The sequence below is a fragment of the Streptomyces sp. NBC_00637 genome (assembly GCF_045161545.1).
GTDB lineage: Bacteria > Actinomycetota > Actinomycetes > Streptomycetales > Streptomycetaceae > Streptomyces.
The window spans coordinates 4,083,268-4,099,018 of record NZ_CP109046.1; the positions used below are offsets into that span (position 1 = coordinate 4,083,268).

Genomic DNA, 15,751 nt, shown 5'->3' on the forward strand with positions numbered 1-15,751 from the left:
CTTAGCAAATTCCCAGAATATGCGACGTACAGCACCCAAAAGGGGCTCCCCACGAAGTTCCGGCATTGAGGTGTCAACAATGACGCTGATAATTTCCTTAACTGTCGCGGACGGGCCGCACACGGACCGCCGCGCATTTCCGTCCGCTCCCAACCACCCAGGTTGGAAGCGGATTCAGCGATCCCAAACCAGTCGACGGGTGCTGCCCGCGTGGTCGGCACGTCATCCCGGACTTCGTCTCGAGGGAGTGTTCGTGAGTAGGGAAAGAACCAGTCAGGCGCGCAGGCGACGAGCGTGGCGAGGTGCGGCCGGGGTAGCCGCCGGAGTCATACTCGTCGGCGGCGGATTTGCGGTAGCCAACGCTTCGACGAGCGGTGACGCGCAGAAGGCGGCCGCGGGCGTCCACTACCCGGTGAACAAGAAGGCCGCCGGTGTCGCGGCCGTGGTCAGCGCCGCCAACGCGTTCCTCAACACCCTCGACTCGACCCAGCAGACGGAGACGCTGCTGGACTTCACCGAGGAGAACGCCACCGCGTGGTCGAACCTGCCGTGCGGCTCCTCCTGCCGCCCAGGCATCCAGACCGGCTCGCTGACCGAAGACCAGCTGACCGCTCTCGAGAGCGTGCTGAAGGTGGCCCTGGGGTCCGGCAAGGACACCGGTTACGACCACGTCATGCAGACCCTGCTGGCCGACGAGGTGCTCAACTCGGCGGGGAGCAGCAGCTCCTCGTCCGCCGCGCCGACGGACAGCGCGCCCTCGGCCGACCCGTCCGCGACCGCCGGTTCCACGTCCACCGCGGTCCCGACCGACGTCCCGACCGGCGCCCCGCCCTCCGGCGGCACCGGCGGTGGCCCCGGCGGTGGCGGCTACGGCAGCGGCGTCTACTTCCTGGCGTTCCTGGGCACCCCGTCGGCGACCGGCACCTGGCAGCTGCACTTCGGCGGCCACCACCTCGCCGTGAACATCACGTACAAGGACGGCAAGGTCGCCGGCGCGAGCCCGTTCTTCTCCGGTGTCGAGCCGACCAGCTGGACCGCCGAGGACGGCACCACGTACGCGCCGATGGCGAAGTTCCGCGACGGCCTGCTCAAGCTGACCGGCAGCCTGAGCGACACCCAGCTGGCCACCGCCAAACTGTCGACGTCCTTCAGCGACGTCCTGCTCGGCCCGGACCAGGACGGCAAGTTCCCGGCGACCAAGGAAGGCATCCCGGTCAGCTCCCTGTCGGCCAAGCAGAAGAAGCTGGTCCTGGAGGCCATCCACCCCTGGGTCGCCGACGTGGACGACGCCACCGCGAAGCAGCTCCTGAAGACGTACGAGCGTGAGCTGAACAAGACCTACATCGCCTACTCCGGCGGCACCGGCCTGGACACCCAGGGCGACTACGTCCGCATCGACGGCCCGAGCGTGTGGATCGAGTTCGTCTGTCAGAACGGCGTGGTCTACCGGGACCAGATCCACTACCACACGGTGTACCGGGACCGTACCCGCGACTACGGCAACGAGTTCTCCTTCTCATGACCGGACCGCGAAACTGGCTGACCACAGCGCTCCGCTGGGTTGCCGGGATCGCGATCGCGGTACCGGCGACGCTCCTGCTCGGGGCGTCGCCGGCCGCCGCGCATCCGATGCCGCACTCGGTGGTCCAGCTCGACGTGTACCAGACCTCCGTCTCCGCACGGCTGGAGCTGCCCGTCGACGACTTCTCCCGGGCCAGCGGGATCGACCTGACCAAGACCACCTCGGCCACGCTGTCCGTGCGGGCCACGGCGATCCGCGCCTACCTCCGCGCGCACATCCACCCGACCACCACCCGGGGCAAGGCCTGGCAGGTCGCCATCGGCCGCCTCACCCTCAGCCGCACCGTACAGACCGACACCGGCACCTACCGCGAGCTGGTCGCGCAGGCCGAGCTCACTCCACCGGCCGGCGCCGACGTACGGCACTTCACGTTCGACTACGACGTCATCGTCCACCAGGTCGTGACGCACACCGCACTGGTGACGGTCCGCCAGGACTGGTCCAGCGGCCAGGTCGACGGTGAAGGCACCACCCAGGTCGGCACGATCCGCATCGACACCGGAACCATGTCCGTCCCGGCCCTGAAGGTCGACCTCGGCGCGGGCAGCGCCTGGCGCGGGTTCGTCGCCATGGTCCAACTCGGCGGCGACCACATCCTCACCGGCACCGACCATCTGCTGTTCCTGCTCGTCCTGCTGCTGCCCGCACCACTGGCGGCCCGTGGACGCCGCTGGGACGGTCTCGTCGGCGCCCGTTCCGCCCTCGCGCGCATCGCCCGCATCACGCTCGCCTTCACGGTCGGTCACTCCGTCGCGCTGGCCACCACCGCGCTGAACGACCTCTCGATCCCCGGCCGGCCGGTCGAGGCGTTCATCGCCTTCAGCGTCCTCGTCGGCGCGGTCCACGCGATCCGCCCGCTCTTCCCGGGCAAGGAGGCGCTCGTGGCGGGCGTCTTCGGTCTCGGCCACGGCATGGCGTTCTCCTTCGTGCTCGCCGAGATGCACCTGTCCACCGGCCAACTGGTGACCAGCCTCCTCGGCTTCAACCTCGGCATCGAACTGGTCCAGTTCCTGCTGGTCTGCCTGGCCCTGCCCTCCCTGCTGGCCCTGGGACGCCTGCGGATCCAGCCCGCCCTGCGGCTGACCGGGGCGGTGCTGACGGGGGTGGCGGCCGTCGGTTGGCTGGCCGACCGCCTGGGCCTGCCCAACCCCGTCGCGCGGGCCGCCGACAGCGCCGGCACCCACACCACGCTGCTGCTGGCCGCCCTCGCGGCGACGGCACTCGCCGCGACCGCATGGACGGTGATCCGCCACCTCCGGGCCCGGTCCGACGCGGACCTGCCGCCGACCACGCCGACCGAGGAGGTCACGGATTCCGCCACCGCCGACCCCTCGCTCTCCCGGAGCGGCGCCTGACGCGCGGCGGCGGTGAACCCCGGCGGCCGACAGCTCTGCCGGGGTTCCCGCACCACGCACTACGCCGCGTTCAGTTCGCACCACACGAGCTTGCCCCTGTGTCCCATGCGCGACAGCGGTTGCCAGTGCCAGAGGTCGGAGCAGGCCCGGACCAGGGCCAGGCCCCGGCCGTTCTCCGCGTCGGCCCCCATCTCGGCGAGATCCGCCGGCCGACGCGGGGGCTCGGGCGGCTCGGGGTCCGCGTCCCAGGCACCGATCTGGAGGACCCCGTCCCGGAAGCGGAGACGTAGGCACGCCGGACCCTTGGTGTGCAGTACGGCGTTGGACACCAACTCCGAGGCGAGCAGCTCGGCGGTGTCCACGAGGTGGATCAGTCCGTGCAGGGTGAGGATCAGACGCAGGGTGCGGCGGCAGACGGTGACCGCTCGCGGGTCACTGGGGATGTAGAGGGAGTACTCCCAGGGCTCGGACATGCGTCAACTCCGGTGGGGGTGGTCGGTGGAGCGCGCGGTGGCATTGCCGCAGCCGTCCCGGCAGGACGGAGCGGTGCACTTCCGCAGCGTGTGCGTTGCGTCACCGAAGGTAGGCCTAAAGCTTCATACCGAGCAAGCGGATCGCGTAATCTTGCCCTCGAACGAGTAGCGTCCGCGGGCGCGTTGGTCCGAGGAGCAGTCAATGGCGCTGAGGCGCGAACCCACCGCACGTCAGCATCGCCTCGCGGCCGAGCTGCGCAGACTTCGAGATGCGGCCGGGCTCACCGCTCGCGAAGCGGCTGCACTGCTCGGCGTGAGCCCGGTCCAGATCAGCCACATCGAGTCCGCACTAGCGGGTGTGAGCGAGGAGCGATTGCGCCGCCTGGCATCGCACTATGCCTGCACGGACGGGCAGTTCATCGACGCGCTGGTCACCATGGCCACCGACAGGACGCGGGGATGGTGGGAGGAGTACCGGGGACTACTGCCGACGTCGTTCCTGGATCTGTCGGAGTTGGAGCACCACGCTCGGAGCCAAGCCAATGTGGCCATTCTGTTCGTGCCTGGCCTGTTGCAGACGGAGGAGTACGCCCGTGCCGTGTTCTCCAACAGGATCCCTGAACTCAGGCCAGAAGAACTTGAGTTGCGTGTCCAGCACCGCATGGCACGTCGCGTGGCCATCGAGCGTGCGGCACCCATCGGCTTCGAGGCGGTCATCCACGAGGCGGCGTTGCGCATCAGAGTGAGCGACCGCGCCGCGTCACGAGCCCAGCTCACACGCATCCTGGAACTCTCCGAAGCGGATCACATCAGCATCCGTGTCATCCCTCTCGACCTCGACGGTTTCTCCAGGGGTGGCAGCAGCATGACCTACCTGGGCGGCCCGGTGGCCAGGCTGGACACGGTGATCCGCGACGCTCCCCATGGCGCGGCCCTGGTCGATTCCGAGGCTCAACTCGCCGAATACCGCGCCCGCTTCCGTAAGGTGGAAGCGTCGTCATTCGAACCGGAACGGTCGCGTGACTTCATCCACACCCTGGTGAAGGAGCTGTGAGGCACGCCATGATTCTCACCGGCTGGCAGAAGTCCACCTACTCCGACGGCGGCGACGGCAACGACTGCGTAGAGCTCGCGGCCACCCCCGCCACGCTCCATCTCCGTGAGTCCGACGCCCCCGGCGCCGTCCTCATCACCACCCGGGCCCCGCTCGCCGGGTTTCTGCACGCCATACACACAGGAACTCTCGGAATTGTGGCCTCCGTCACAGCCTGAGGGGGCGGCGCCTGCTGAAGTGACCGGATGATCGGTCTCATCGTGCGCGCCCTCCCGTTCTGGGTGCGCGAACCCCTGCTCGTCGCCGTCGGCGTCCCGTTCAGCGTCCTGCTCTTCTACGCGGCCATCCGGGACGGCGAGTGGATCGGGGCCGCCCTCGGCGCGGCCGTCGCCGTGTTCACGGTCGTCCGCATCTACACGATCAGACGCGCCCTCCAGACCCGCCGCCACCTGAAGGCCATGGAGGGCATGAAGCGCATCGAGGGCATCTAGAACCGCTCAGTCGTCGACGTCGACGTGGTCGAACGTCCGCAGCATCTCCGTCAGGACGCGTACGCAGGCCCGCACCTCGACGTCGGTCAGATCGCCCCCGACCTGGCGGTTCAGCATGTGCTCGCGGCCCAGGACCGTGGTGATCAGGCTGCGGCCCTCCTCCGTGAGCCGGATCAGGGACGAGCGCTGGTGTGCGGGGTTGGGCAGGGTCTCCACCCAGCCGTGCGCCGCCGCGTCGTTGACCATGCGCTGTACGAACTGGCGGCTCAGCGCCTGGATCCGGCTCAGCTGCGGGACCGTCAGGTCTCCCTTGCGCCGCAGCAGATCGAGCACGGAGCGCACCCCCACGGAGGCGCCCTCGACGACCTCGCCCTGCTCGACCTTGCGCAGGGCGCGCCGGTAGAGGGGGCCGACCAGGTCGAAGACCTCGGTGAGCCGGTGGCCGAGTTCGTCGGGCGGGAGAGGGGCGCCGGCGGGGAGAGGCGGGTCGGTGTCGTTCACCTCCCCATGATGCACCGGAGAGAACATGACACCTTGGTTGCCAAATTCCGGGCAGGATGACACCTTGGTTGTCATGACTGCTGCTTCGGACATGAAGTACTTCGCCTCCGCCGACGGGGACCTCGCCTACCGCGAGGCCGGCGCCGGAGACCTCGTGGTCCTGCTCCACTCGGGATTCGTCGATCACCGTGTCTTCGACGCCGTGATGCCGGCGCTCGCCTCCACGCACCGGGTGGTCGCGGCGGACGTACGGGGGCACGGAGCCTCCGCCAACGCGACCCGGCCGTTCCGCTGGACCGACGACGTCGCCGCACTGCTGCGCCACCTCGACGCGGGCCCCGCGGTGCTGGTCGGCGTCTCGATGGGCGGCCTGATCGTCAGCGACACCCTGCTCGAACATCCGGAACTGGTCCGCGCGGCCGTCGTGGGCGGCGCCTCGACCGGTGAGTTCCAGGACTCCGACCCCTGGCACCGGACGATCCAGGCCGAGACCGCCCGCGCCCTGGCGGCCGGCGACGTCGAGGGCTGGCTGAAGGCGTTCCTGAACTACGTGCCCGGCCCGCACCGCACCCTCGACGAGGTGGACCCGGACATCCCGCGCCGGCTGAGCGAGATGGCCCTGAACACCCTCTCCAAGCACACGCCCGGAGAGCAGGACCGGCTCGTCCGGGTGACCGACACCTGGTCGCGGCTGCCCGGGATCGAGGTCCCCGTGCTCACCCTGAACGGCGCCCTGGACACCGCCGACGTACTCGCCGCGGCGCAGCGCCTGGCCGACACGGTCCGCCACGGCCGGTCCGTGGTCATCGAGGGCACCGCGCACTACCCCAACATGGAGAAGCCCGAGGAGTTCACCGCCGTGGTCGCGGACTTCCTGCGCAGCCTCTGACCAGCCCGGGGCCGCCCGCCGGACCGGAGACGATCCGGTGGATCAGGTGGGCCGCGCGTGGCAGGCTTCGGACGTATGGGGGAACAGCAGTGCACGGAGGCCGGGTTCCGGACGGCCGGCGGCCCGGTCCGGGGCAGACGGTCGCCCGACGGCGTCACCGCCGTGCTCGGCATCCCGTACGCCGCCGCGCCCTTCGGCGCGCACCGCTTCCGCGCGCCGCGGCCCGCCGCCCGCTGGAACGCGTCGCGTGACTGCACCGAGTTCGGACCGGTCGCGCCGCAGTCCGCGGAGCTGCCCGGGTCACCGGTGTGGCGGCCGGGGGACGAGGAGGTGCTCACCGTCAACGTGTGGGCGCGGCCCCGGGCGGACGGCGGCCCGCTGCCGGTGCTCTTCTGGATCCACGGCGGCGCCTACACCTTCGGCTCCTCCGCCCAGCCCGACTTCGACGGCGCCGCCCTCGCCCGCGCCGGAGTGGTCGTCGTCAGCTGCAACTACCGGGTGGGGTTCGAGGGGTTCGGCCATGTGCCGGGCTTTCCCGACAACCGTGGGCTGCTCGACCAGGTGGCCGCGCTGCGCTGGGTCCGCGAGAACATCGCCGCGTTCGGCGGCGACCCCGGCAACGTCACGGTCGCCGGTCACTCGGCCGGAGCGGGATCCGCCGTCTGCCTGATGGTCGTGGAACAGGCGCGCGGACTGTTCCACCGGGTCATCGCCCACAGCGCGCCCCATGCCTTCTTCACCGTCGACGCCGCCGCCGCGATCACGGCGAGGATCGCGGCGGCGGCCGGGGTGCCCGCGACGGGCCCGGGGCTGCTCTCCGCGTCGCCGCGCGCCCTGGTGGCCGCCGCCGACGAGGTCGCCGGGCGGTGCGGGACCGATCCCGCGACGCCCGTCCAGGCATTCGATCCGGTGGTCTTCCAGCCGGTGATCGACGGCCGGGTGCTCCCCGGGGATCCGCTCGCCGTGCTCGCCTCCGGCATCGCCCGCGAGGTGGACCTCCTGGTGTGCCACACCCTGGAGGAGTACTGGTTCCTGCACGAGGTCGGCGCGGTGCGGGAGGTCACCTCGGAGCCGGAACTCGCGGACCTCGCCCGAGCCCTCTCCCTGCCCGCCCGGCTGGTCGACGGATACCGCGCGCTGATGCCCGGCGCTCCGGTGCGGGACCGCTACCTGGCGCTCTTCGGCGACGCGGTGTTCGGCGAGTACGGCAGCCGGCTCGCCGAGCAGCACGCGCGAGGAGGCGGACGGGCCCACCTGTCGCGATTCGCCCGCAGGCGCGCGCGTCCCGGCGGCGCGAGCAGGCCCTGGCACACCGCCGACATCCCCTTCGCGTTCGGCAACCTGGACGCGACGGGCGCGGAATTCCTCATCGGCGGCGCCCCCGACGCACAGGACCGGGCGCTGTCCCGGCGCATGCTCCGCGCCTGGGCCGGCTTCGCCGCCTGCGGTGCCCCGGGGTGGCCCGCGGTCACCGCCGACCGCACGACGGTGCGGGTCTGGGCCGTGCCGGACGATCACCTCCACGACGACGGCACCTCCGCCGTACGCGCGCTGTGGCGGGACGTGCCCTACGAAGCCGAACCCACCGTCGTAACCGGACCCGCGCCCGGGTCCGCGCCCGTACTCGCGCCCGACGTCACCACCACCTCGTCGCCCACCGACACCTTGCCCGCTCGGCGTACCTCGAAGTAGGCGCCGAAGGCGACCCCGCCGTCGTCCGCCCGGCGGTAGTCCGCCAGGGTGCGCAGGGGTTCCGGGCCCGAGCGGCGGCCGGTGCGCTGGTCGACCATCGTGATGGCGCAGCGGATCGTGTCCTCGGTGAAGGCCAGCTCCGTGCCGCCGATGGTGAGCCGGGCGGCGCCGTCCTCGGTGTGCGGGGTGTCCCAGCCGTCGACCACCAGGTTGGGCCGGAAGCGGTTCATCGGAAGGGGGTCGGCGCCGCGTTCGGCGATGCGCTGGTTCAGGGCGTCCAGGCTGGCCCGGGAGACGAGGTGCAGGCGGCCGCTGTTGCCGTCCGGGGACCGGACCAGGGTGCTCGGGGTGCCCAGGACATCCGTGAGCCAGTCGTGCACGTCGGCGCTGTCCGCCCGCACCGGGTCCCGGCCGGGCGCCCGGAGCGTCAGTTCGCCCGCCGTCAGCTCCGGTGTGATCAGGGCCAGCGTGGGGTCGCCCCACTGCCAGCGCAGGTCGCCCTTCTCGTCGGCGATCGCGTACGTGCGGTCGTGCGGCAGGCCGGTGCCGGTCAGCACCGCCTCCGAAAGCTCCGTCCCCGCGCAGCCCTTCACCGGGTAGTACGTGATCCCGACCAGTCTCGCGACCGTCATCCCCATGCCCCCTCGTCAGTCCGTCACCAGTGCCAGTACGAAACCGTCGTACCCTTTTCCGCCCACCGTCTGCACGGCCGTCGCGGTCAACCGGGGGTTGTGCGCGACGAGTTCGGTGAAGTCACGGACGCCCTGGACGCGGGGGTCCGTACTGCCGGCGTCCGTGACCGCGCCGTCGCGGACCACGTTGTCGCCGACGATGACACCGCCGGGGCGGGTCAGGCGCAGGGCCCACTCCAGGTAGAGCGGGTTGGAGGGCTTGTCCGCGTCGATGAAGACCAGGTCGAAGCGCTCGTCACCGAGTTCCGCCGCCAGCACCGGCAGGGTGTCCGACGCCTTGCCGACCCGCAGGTCCACCACTGCCTCCAGGCCCGCCCGCGCGATGTTCGCCGCCGCCACCTCCGCGTGCCGCTCGTCCGCCTCCAGGGTCACCAGGCGGCCGCCCGAGGGCAGCGCGCGGGCCAGCCAGAGCGTGCTGTAGCCACCGAGGGTGCCGATCTCCAGGATGCTGCGGGCGCCCTGGATCCGGGCGATCAGGTGCAGCAACTTCCCCTGGTTGGGCGCCACCTGGTGCGGCGGCAGGCCTGCCGCCTCGCTGCCCTCCCCGGCCGCCCGCAGGGCCTCGTCCTCCTCCACCAGCAGGCCGTTGAAGTAGTCGTCGACAGCGGTCCAGGTCTGCTGCACCAGGGGTCCTTTCGTCGTCCCGCACGGACTTCGGTCAGTTCCCTATGGGAACTTACCGGCACCCGGATGCCCCGTCCATCAACTTTTCACTCGGGACGCTGAGTACGATCGGCCCGGCGTCCGTACTCCTGCGTGTCCGCCCCCACCGGGCACGGAACATCTACACATCGGCGGAATCCCCGACCGGGCAGGAGGCACGGTGCCAATTTCGCGAAACATGATGGGAACCCTGTTCGTCGGCGGTGCGCTGACGCTGACACTCAGCGCGCTGGCCTACCCATCGATGCTCGGACTTGACACCGTGTCGACCTCCACCGACCGGATCATCGCCAACACCCAGTGGGGTCCGCTGACGGAAGGCGACCGCGACTTCGTGGTGAAGGTGCGGGCCGCCGGGCTGTGGGAGTACCCGCTGGGCCAGATCGGGCTCCAGAAGGGGCAGAGCAAGGCGGTCCTCACCGCCAGCGAGCACCTGATCGACGGTCACGGCGCACTGGACGAGAGCTGCCGCAAGATCGCGCCGATGCTGAACATCACGCTGCCCAACGTGGCCAGCCCTCAGCAGGAGGGCTTCGTCACCCAGTTGAAGGCCGAGAACGGCAAGCAGTTCGACACCGACTTCGCCAACATCCTGCGGATGACGCACGGTTCGATCTTCAACACGATCGCCAAGATCCGGTCCACCACCAAGAACACGCTGGTCCGCGCCCTCGCCGACCAGGCCAACGACACGGTCCTGGACCACATCACGGTGATGGAGAAGACCGGCCTGGTCGACTTCGACACCACGCTGTTCAACCAGACCACGGCACCGAAGCTGCCCAAGTCGGACCTGACGCCCCCGGCCCCGCCGGCCGGCCAGCCCATGGTCGTCCTCACCCCGCCGGCGACCGCCACCTCCACCCCGCTGGACCTCGGCCCCGCGGTGGCGGGCAACGCCGGATAACCCGCCGCCGTACACAGGGAAGAGGCCCGGCCGACGACTGTCGGCCGGGCCTCCCCGGTGCCGCACGGACACCCCCGGACCGTGCGGCGGATCGGACGAGCGGCGCCCCTAGTCGACCCGGAAGGCGTTGCGCATCGTCTGGGTCAGGGTGTTGCCCTGCCGGTCGACCACGACGGCCCGCAGCGAGACGCTCTGCCCGGCCGCGGGGTTGCGGACCAGGAAGCCGCCCTTGCCCACCTTCGCCCTCTTCCAGGTCTTGCCGTCGTAACTCACCTCGACGGTCAGCGACTTGAGGTTCCTCCCGGCGGCGGCACCGAGCACCGACACCGGCACCCGGACGACCGCCCCGGCCTCGGCCGTCGAGTCGAGGCCGAGCCGCGGCGTGAAGCGGACCACGGAGACGGGCAGCGCCTCCGGGGCGCCGGTGTGGCCGGACGTGAAGGTCCAGGCCGACGAGACCTCGGTGGGCGTGGCGGAGGGACCACCCCGGGTCATGGTCGCCGTGAGCCGGAAGTCGGCGGGCTCCGCCGGGACGGTGAAACCGCTCCAGCAGCCCAGGAGGTCGGGCGAGGAAGCCACCTCGACACCGTCCCGGTACAGCGTGGCCGTGACGGTGTCGTCCAGCGCGTAGCTCCAATTGGCGGTGCCGTCCCTGAAGGGGGTGAGGCATCCCGTGAGGGTGTCACCGTCGCGCGACACGCCCTCGCCGGTCCCCAGCCCGGGGCCGAAGACCCCCACGCCCAGGTCACGGTCGTACGACCGGCCGGCTTCGTAGCGCTCCACCCCCGTACTGTGCGACAGCTCGGGGTGGTCCCCCGTGTCGTCGTACTGGTCCAGCCCGATGACCCAGCCGGTGTCCGCCGTCGTCACGTACGTCGTCGTGGCCACGGGCAGCGGGCGCATGACTCCCGCCGTGACGATGGAGCCGAAGACGTCCGGGACGACGGGGCGGGCGACGAGCATCCCCTGCTTGCCGGCGACCGTGGCCCCCAGCGCGGTGCTGATCCTCGCCATCTCGTCCAGCTTCGCCGTACGGGCGAAACCGGTGGCCAGACGGGTCACATTGCCGCCGTAGGCGAAGCGGTACTCCTTCGTACCGTTGATGTCGAGCGCGTTGAACCCCTGGTAGAGAGTGCCCTCGGTGGAGAAGTCCGGACCGAGCTGTGCGCTGCGCAACTTCGCGAAGGAGACGTCGGCGATGCCGCTGGAGATGCCGAAATCGGGGGTGTTCAGCTCCGTGAACATCTCGGCGTACACCCGTTCCGCGGCGGGGTCGGGGCCCGTGATGTCCATCGGCTTCGCGGAACGCGCGTCCAGCGTGACGGTCGTGTCCCCGGTGACCTCGAAGTGCGGTGCGGTGATCCGGCTGTCGGTGCCGTCCGGGTCGGTGATCAGCCCGTCGAGGAAGTACACCCCCTTCGGCAGACGCGCGGTGTAGGCGCCGTCGCGGACCGTCGTCGCATAGTCGTGGCCCGCGGTGCCCAGGCCGGTGAGCCCGTACAGCGAGGGCCGGACGAAGGTGGCCGGCGCGCCGTCGGAGCCGAGGTGGCGCACCGTCACGTCGTACGTCTCCACCTCACGCTCGACGACCGCCCTCGTCCGGACGATCTGGTCCGTCCCGCGGGCCGTCACGGTCCCGGTGTACACGCCGTTGACCTCGCCGCCGGGCCGGGTGTCGGCCGTCAGACCGACCGTGGCCGTCCCGTTCGCGGGGACGGTCAGCCGCTGCGCGTCGAGCGTGAACATGTCCGCCGGGCCGGGCTTCCCGTCGGGCCCGGCGGCGGCCACCGACAGGTCGAGGGTGACCGGCTCGTCGCCGAGGTTGCGGTAGGTGAGCTGCTTCGTCACGGGTGCGTCGTCCGTGTGGGGGTAGGACTGGCGGGCGAACGCCACCGAGGCGGGCTCGGAGACGACCGTCTGCGCGATGGCCGCGGCGATGTCGACGCGACCGGCGCCCTCCGCGAACGGGCCCGCGCCGACCGGCCGGGCCCCCGCGACGAGCGCGGCCTTGAGCTCCGCGCTCTTCCAGCCGGGATGCTGCTGCTTGAGCAGCGCCGCCGCGCCCGCCACATGCGGGGTGGCCATCGACGTGCCCGAGATCGTGGCGTATCCGGGCGGCTGCTCGCCGACTCTCCCGGAGATCACGCTGTCGGGCGCGATCGCGGCGGTGATGTCCACGCCGGGCGCCGTGATGTCCGGCTTGGCCACGAGGCCGTCGACGGTCGGACCGCGACTGGAGAACGGGGCGACGGCGTCGTCCGCGTCGACCGCGCCCACCGTCAGAGCCTTCTCGGCGCTCCCGGGCGATCCGATCGTGCGCGCGTCCGGGCCCGCGTTGCCCGCGGCGGCCACGACGAGGAGGCCGCGCTCGGCCGAGAGCCGGTTGACGGCCTCCTCCATCAGGTCGATCCCGGGCCGGTCCTCGCCGCTCAGACTCAGGTTGACGATGTCGGCGTTCTGGGCGGCCGCCCACTCCAGACCGGCGATGATGTCGGAATCGCTGCCGTAGCCGTCGTCGCCGAGGACCTTGCCGTCGAGGATGCGGGCACCGGGGGCGACACCCTCGTAGGTGCCGCCCGACTTCGCTCCCGTACCGGCCGCGATGGACGCCACATGGGTGCCGTGGCCGTAGCGGTCCTTCATGTCGGGCGAGGCGGAGAAGTTCTGCTCGGCCTCCTGCCGGCCCTGGAGGTCGGGGTGCGTCTCGTCGACTCCCCGTGTCGAGGACCGCGATCCGCACGCCCTCGCCGTCGTACCCGGCCTGCCGGGCGGCCGGCACACCGATCTGCGCCGTGCTCTTGTCCAGGCTCGCCCGGCGGACGCCGTCGAGGGAGATCCGCCGCAGACCGGGGTCGGCGGCACGCTGTCCGCTCCGGGCCGCGCCAGAAGGCCGGGTCAGGGTCTTCCAGACGTCTCCCGCCGAGGCGTCGGGCACGGTGAGCGCCTCGGCACCGATCCGGGGCAGGGAGCGGCGGACCTTCGCCCCGCCGTCCGCGCGCAACGCGGACTTCAGGCTCCGGGCCGCGCCGACGGCGGCCGTGCCCGCGGAGGACTCGCGGTAGCTCACGATCAGCCCGGTGGCCGCCGCATGGCGCTCGCGGTACGCGGCGGCGTCCAGTTCCCCGAGGTCGAACAGCCGCTCGTCGACCTGGCCCGCCTCCAGGAGCGGCCGGGCGTCGAGCGGGAGCACCAGGGTGTGCTCCTTGGTTCTCTCGATCCTCACGGGTATGTGCTCGCGGCCCTCGCCGGGCACGATCCGGACCGGCTCGCCCGCCGCGCTCACGCCCACCCGGTCACCCGTGATCAGGGTGATCCAGTGGGTGGCGGGGGCGCCGGAGGGCGTCCCCGCGGCGGCGGCCGCCCCGGCCGCCGGCGGGGCCGCGGCGGCCGGCAGCGCGCCTGCCGTTCCCGCGGCCAGCGCGAGCGCCGCCGCCATGACGACCTTGCCGGGACCATGATGTCTTCCGCGCAACTGTCCTCCTCAGAGAGGCACTTCGGGCACACGAGGAATCATGTGCCTCACTCTCGACAGACGTGGTGCGCGGACCGGAATGTTTCACTTCTCCTTCGGCCCCGGTTCGGAACCCGCTCGGCGCCCGGCCGGATTTCCGGGCCGCCGGGTGGGCGTTGCGGACCCGGCAGGGGCCCTCTAGGCCAGCCAGACCGTGGTGTCGGGACCCAGCCGCCCGTCACCGTCGAGGGGGACGCTGCTCAGCAGGACCTCGCCCGGCGGCAACGGCACCGGCGCGTCCGACAGGTTGGTCACGCACCGCCAGCCGTCGTGCCGGGCGAAGGCCAGCACGCCCGGCGGGACGTCGTCCCGCAGCCAGCCGAGCTCCTCGCCGTCGAGCAGCTTGCGGCGCAGGCGCAGGGCCGTGCGGTAGAGCTCCAGGGTGGAGCCCTGCACCCCCTCCTGGGCCTCGACGGCGTACCGCGCGAAGTACGGCGGCTGCGGCAGCCAGGCCCCGGCCGCGCCGAAGCCGTACGAGGCTCCCGTCGTCGTCCACGGCAGCGGCACCCGGCAGCCGTCGCGGCCCTTGCGGACCCGGCCCGTCTGCTCCCAGAGCGGGTCCTGGAGCACCTCGACGGGCAGGTCGGCGACCTCGGGCAGACCCAGCTCCTCGCCCTGGTAGACGTACGAGGATCCCGGCAGCGCCAGCATCAGCAGGGTCGCCGCGCGGGCCCGGCGCAGACCGGCCGCCTCGTCGACGCGCGGGGCGTGACCGCCCGAGAGGAGCCAGGTGTTGTCGTCCGTGCCCGGCGGCAGCATCAGACGGGAGGGGTGGCGCAGGACGTCGTGGTTGGAGAGGACCCAGGTGGCGGACGCCCCGACGGCGCGGGCGGTGGCCAGCGAGTCCGTGACGACCGTACGGATCGTCTCGGCGTCCCAGCCCGCCTGGAGATACTCGAAGTTGAACGCCTGGTTCAGTTCCTCGGGGCGGGCGTAGAGGGCCCGCCGGGCGCCCGGGACCCAGGCCTCGGCGACGGCCGTGCGGGGCGGGGTGTAGGAGTCGAGGACGCGGCGCCAGTCGCGGTAGATCTCGTGGACCTCGTCGCGGTCGTAGAAGGGGTGGGTGCCGGGGGGCAGATGGGCGAGGGCGTCCTCGCCCACGAGGTCCGCGCCCAGGTCTCGGAGAGGGTCGGTGAGGTCCTTGGCGAGGGCGTGGGCCACGTCCACGCGGAAGCCGTCGACACCCCGGTCGGACCAGAAGCGCAGGGTGGTGCGGAAGTCCTCGCGGACCTCCTCGTGGTCCCAGTTCAGGTCGGGCTGCTCACGGGCGAATAGGTGCAGGTACCACTGGCCGTCGGGGACCCGCTGCCACGCGCTGCCGCCGAAGACCGACTGCCAGTCGGTGGGCGGGAGTTCGCCGCTCGGGCCGCGTCCGTCGCGGAAGACGTAACGCCCGCGGGCCGGGGAGCCGGGACCGGCGGCCAGCGCCTCCCGGAACCAGAGGTGCTGGTGGGAGGTGTGGTTGGGGACGAGGTCGACGATCACCTTCAGGCCGAGGCGGTGGGCCTCGGCGGCCAGCGCGTCGAAGTCGGCCAGGGACCCCAGGCGCGGGTCCACGTCCCGGTGGTCGGCGACGTCGTAGCCGCCGTCGGCGAGCTCGGACGGGTAGAACGGGGAGAGCCAGAGGGCGTCCACGCCGAGGCCGGCCAGGTGCGGCAGCCGGTCGGTGACCCCGCGCAGGTCCCCGAGCCCGTCGCCGTCGGCGTCCGCGAAACTGCGCGGATAGACCTGGTAGACGACGGCCTGGCGCCACCAGTCGGGGCGGTGGGAGGAGAAGTCGGTCATGAACGGAAGTCTGTCCATTGTGCCCGGAAAGCGAACGTGCGGGCCGTTCGGAGTGGATCATTCCACACGTGGTGAAGAAGTGACGGAATCTTGAACTCCCCGAGGTTTGACGCAGGTTGACAGCGGTCGGCGGTCCGCATGACTATGAGCCCACAC

At 71.6% G+C, this 15,751-nt stretch carries 14 protein-coding genes and 1 pseudogene; 9 read left to right on the plus strand and 6 right to left on the minus strand.

Features of this window, described 5'->3' with window-relative positions; translation table 11 throughout:
- The first annotated feature begins 253 nt into the window (after positions 1–253).
- Positions 254–1,522, plus strand: a complete 1,269-nt coding sequence (locus OG440_RS17820; RefSeq protein ID WP_406007813.1) for a DUF3500 domain-containing protein — start codon at positions 254–256, stop codon at positions 1,520–1,522.
- On the plus strand, positions 1,519–2,937 hold the full coding sequence (locus OG440_RS17825; RefSeq protein ID WP_406007814.1) for a HupE/UreJ family protein: 1,419 nt from the start codon (positions 1,519–1,521) through the stop codon (positions 2,935–2,937). Before OG440_RS17820 ends, OG440_RS17825 begins: the two co-directional genes overlap by 4 nt.
- A gap of 59 nt (positions 2,938–2,996) precedes the next feature.
- Here OG440_RS17825 and OG440_RS17830 read toward each other — a convergent pair whose 3' ends face one another.
- Positions 2,997–3,410 carry an ATP-binding protein gene (locus OG440_RS17830; RefSeq protein WP_406007815.1) on the minus strand — a complete coding sequence of 138 codons (414 nt, stop codon included), beginning with the start codon at positions 3,408–3,410 and terminating at the stop codon, positions 2,997–2,999.
- 202 nt (positions 3,411–3,612) lie between these two features.
- Between OG440_RS17830 and OG440_RS17835 the strand changes: the two genes are divergently transcribed.
- The 3 genes from OG440_RS17835 to OG440_RS17845 are packed head-to-tail and all read left to right on the plus strand — an operon-like array spanning position 3,613 to position 4,955.
- Complete coding sequence (locus tag OG440_RS17835; protein WP_406007816.1) at positions 3,613–4,464, plus strand: helix-turn-helix transcriptional regulator; 852 nt, start codon at positions 3,613–3,615, stop codon at positions 4,462–4,464.
- Between the two features lie 8 nt (positions 4,465–4,472).
- Positions 4,473–4,682 carry a DUF397 domain-containing protein gene (locus OG440_RS17840; RefSeq protein WP_406007817.1) on the plus strand — a complete coding sequence of 70 codons (210 nt, stop codon included), beginning with the start codon at positions 4,473–4,475 and terminating at the stop codon, positions 4,680–4,682.
- Positions 4,683–4,709: 27 nt separating this feature from the next.
- Positions 4,710–4,955, plus strand: a complete 246-nt coding sequence (locus OG440_RS17845; protein WP_406007818.1) for a hypothetical protein — start codon at positions 4,710–4,712, stop codon at positions 4,953–4,955.
- Positions 4,956–4,961: 6 nt separating this feature from the next.
- Here OG440_RS17845 and OG440_RS17850 read toward each other — a convergent pair whose 3' ends face one another.
- Positions 4,962–5,456 (minus strand): MarR family winged helix-turn-helix transcriptional regulator, encoded by a 495-nt coding sequence (locus OG440_RS17850; RefSeq protein ID WP_406007819.1) that lies wholly within the window; start codon positions 5,454–5,456, stop codon positions 4,962–4,964.
- Between the two features lie 73 nt (positions 5,457–5,529).
- Here OG440_RS17850 and OG440_RS17855 point away from each other — a divergent pair, with 73 nt between their 5' ends.
- On the plus strand, positions 5,530–6,345 hold the full coding sequence (locus tag OG440_RS17855) for an alpha/beta fold hydrolase (RefSeq protein ID WP_406007820.1): 816 nt from the start codon (positions 5,530–5,532) through the stop codon (positions 6,343–6,345).
- 75 nt (positions 6,346–6,420) lie between these two features.
- On the plus strand, positions 6,421–8,037 hold the full coding sequence (locus OG440_RS17860; RefSeq protein ID WP_406007821.1) for a carboxylesterase/lipase family protein: 1,617 nt from the start codon (positions 6,421–6,423) through the stop codon (positions 8,035–8,037).
- A gap of 11 nt (positions 8,038–8,048) precedes the next feature.
- On the opposite strand, the pseudogene OG440_RS17865 reads toward OG440_RS17860, so the two are convergent.
- Together OG440_RS17865 and OG440_RS17870 are read right to left on the minus strand one after the other, a co-directional pair.
- A pseudogene (locus OG440_RS17865) lies at positions 8,049–8,675 on the minus strand (MOSC domain-containing protein); the annotation flags it as partial.
- A 9-nt stretch (positions 8,676–8,684) separates the two neighbouring features.
- Positions 8,685–9,356: an O-methyltransferase gene (locus OG440_RS17870; RefSeq protein ID WP_406011381.1), complete on the minus strand. Its 672-nt coding sequence runs from the start codon at positions 9,354–9,356 to the stop codon at positions 8,685–8,687.
- 217 nt (positions 9,357–9,573) lie between these two features.
- On the opposite strand from OG440_RS17870, the gene OG440_RS17875 reads away from it, so the two are divergent.
- Positions 9,574–10,299 (plus strand): DUF4142 domain-containing protein, encoded by a 726-nt coding sequence (locus OG440_RS17875; RefSeq protein ID WP_406011382.1) that lies wholly within the window; start codon positions 9,574–9,576, stop codon positions 10,297–10,299.
- Between the two features lie 108 nt (positions 10,300–10,407).
- On the opposite strand, the gene OG440_RS17880 is transcribed toward OG440_RS17875, so the two are convergent.
- On the minus strand, positions 10,408–13,080 hold the full coding sequence (locus OG440_RS17880) for a S8 family peptidase (RefSeq protein WP_406007822.1): 2,673 nt from the start codon (positions 13,078–13,080) through the stop codon (positions 10,408–10,410).
- Between the two features lie 422 nt (positions 13,081–13,502).
- Here OG440_RS17880 and OG440_RS17885 point away from each other — a divergent pair, with 422 nt between their 5' ends.
- The gene (locus OG440_RS17885) at positions 13,503–13,757 is read left to right on the plus strand and encodes a hypothetical protein (protein ID WP_406007823.1); all 255 of its coding nucleotides are present in this window, start codon (positions 13,503–13,505) and stop codon (positions 13,755–13,757) included.
- 191 nt (positions 13,758–13,948) lie between these two features.
- On the opposite strand, the gene OG440_RS17890 is transcribed toward OG440_RS17885, so the two are convergent.
- Positions 13,949–15,595, minus strand: a complete 1,647-nt coding sequence (locus tag OG440_RS17890; protein ID WP_406007824.1) for a glycoside hydrolase family 13 protein — start codon at positions 15,593–15,595, stop codon at positions 13,949–13,951.
- Positions 15,596–15,751: the final 156 nt, after the last annotated feature.

Excerpts from the sequence above, each read along its gene's own strand:
- OG440_RS17825 (WP_406007814.1), top strand. The coding sequence starts at position 1,519 with ATGACCGGACCGCGAAACTGGCTGACCACAGCGCTCCGCTGGGTTGCC.
- OG440_RS17830 (WP_406007815.1), bottom strand. The coding sequence starts at position 3,410 with ATGTCCGAGCCCTGGGAGTACTCCCTCTACATCCCCAGTGACCCGCGA.
- OG440_RS17835 (WP_406007816.1), top strand. The coding sequence starts at position 3,613 with ATGGCGCTGAGGCGCGAACCCACCGCACGTCAGCATCGCCTCGCGGCC.
- OG440_RS17840 (WP_406007817.1), top strand. The coding sequence starts at position 4,473 with ATGATTCTCACCGGCTGGCAGAAGTCCACCTACTCCGACGGCGGCGAC.
- OG440_RS17845 (WP_406007818.1), top strand. The coding sequence starts at position 4,710 with ATGATCGGTCTCATCGTGCGCGCCCTCCCGTTCTGGGTGCGCGAACCC.
- OG440_RS17855 (WP_406007820.1), top strand. The coding sequence starts at position 5,530 with ATGACTGCTGCTTCGGACATGAAGTACTTCGCCTCCGCCGACGGGGAC.
- OG440_RS17860 (WP_406007821.1), top strand. The coding sequence starts at position 6,421 with ATGGGGGAACAGCAGTGCACGGAGGCCGGGTTCCGGACGGCCGGCGGC.
- OG440_RS17875 (WP_406011382.1), top strand. The coding sequence starts at position 9,574 with ATGGGAACCCTGTTCGTCGGCGGTGCGCTGACGCTGACACTCAGCGCG.
- OG440_RS17890 (WP_406007824.1), bottom strand. The coding sequence starts at position 15,595 with ATGACCGACTTCTCCTCCCACCGCCCCGACTGGTGGCGCCAGGCCGTC.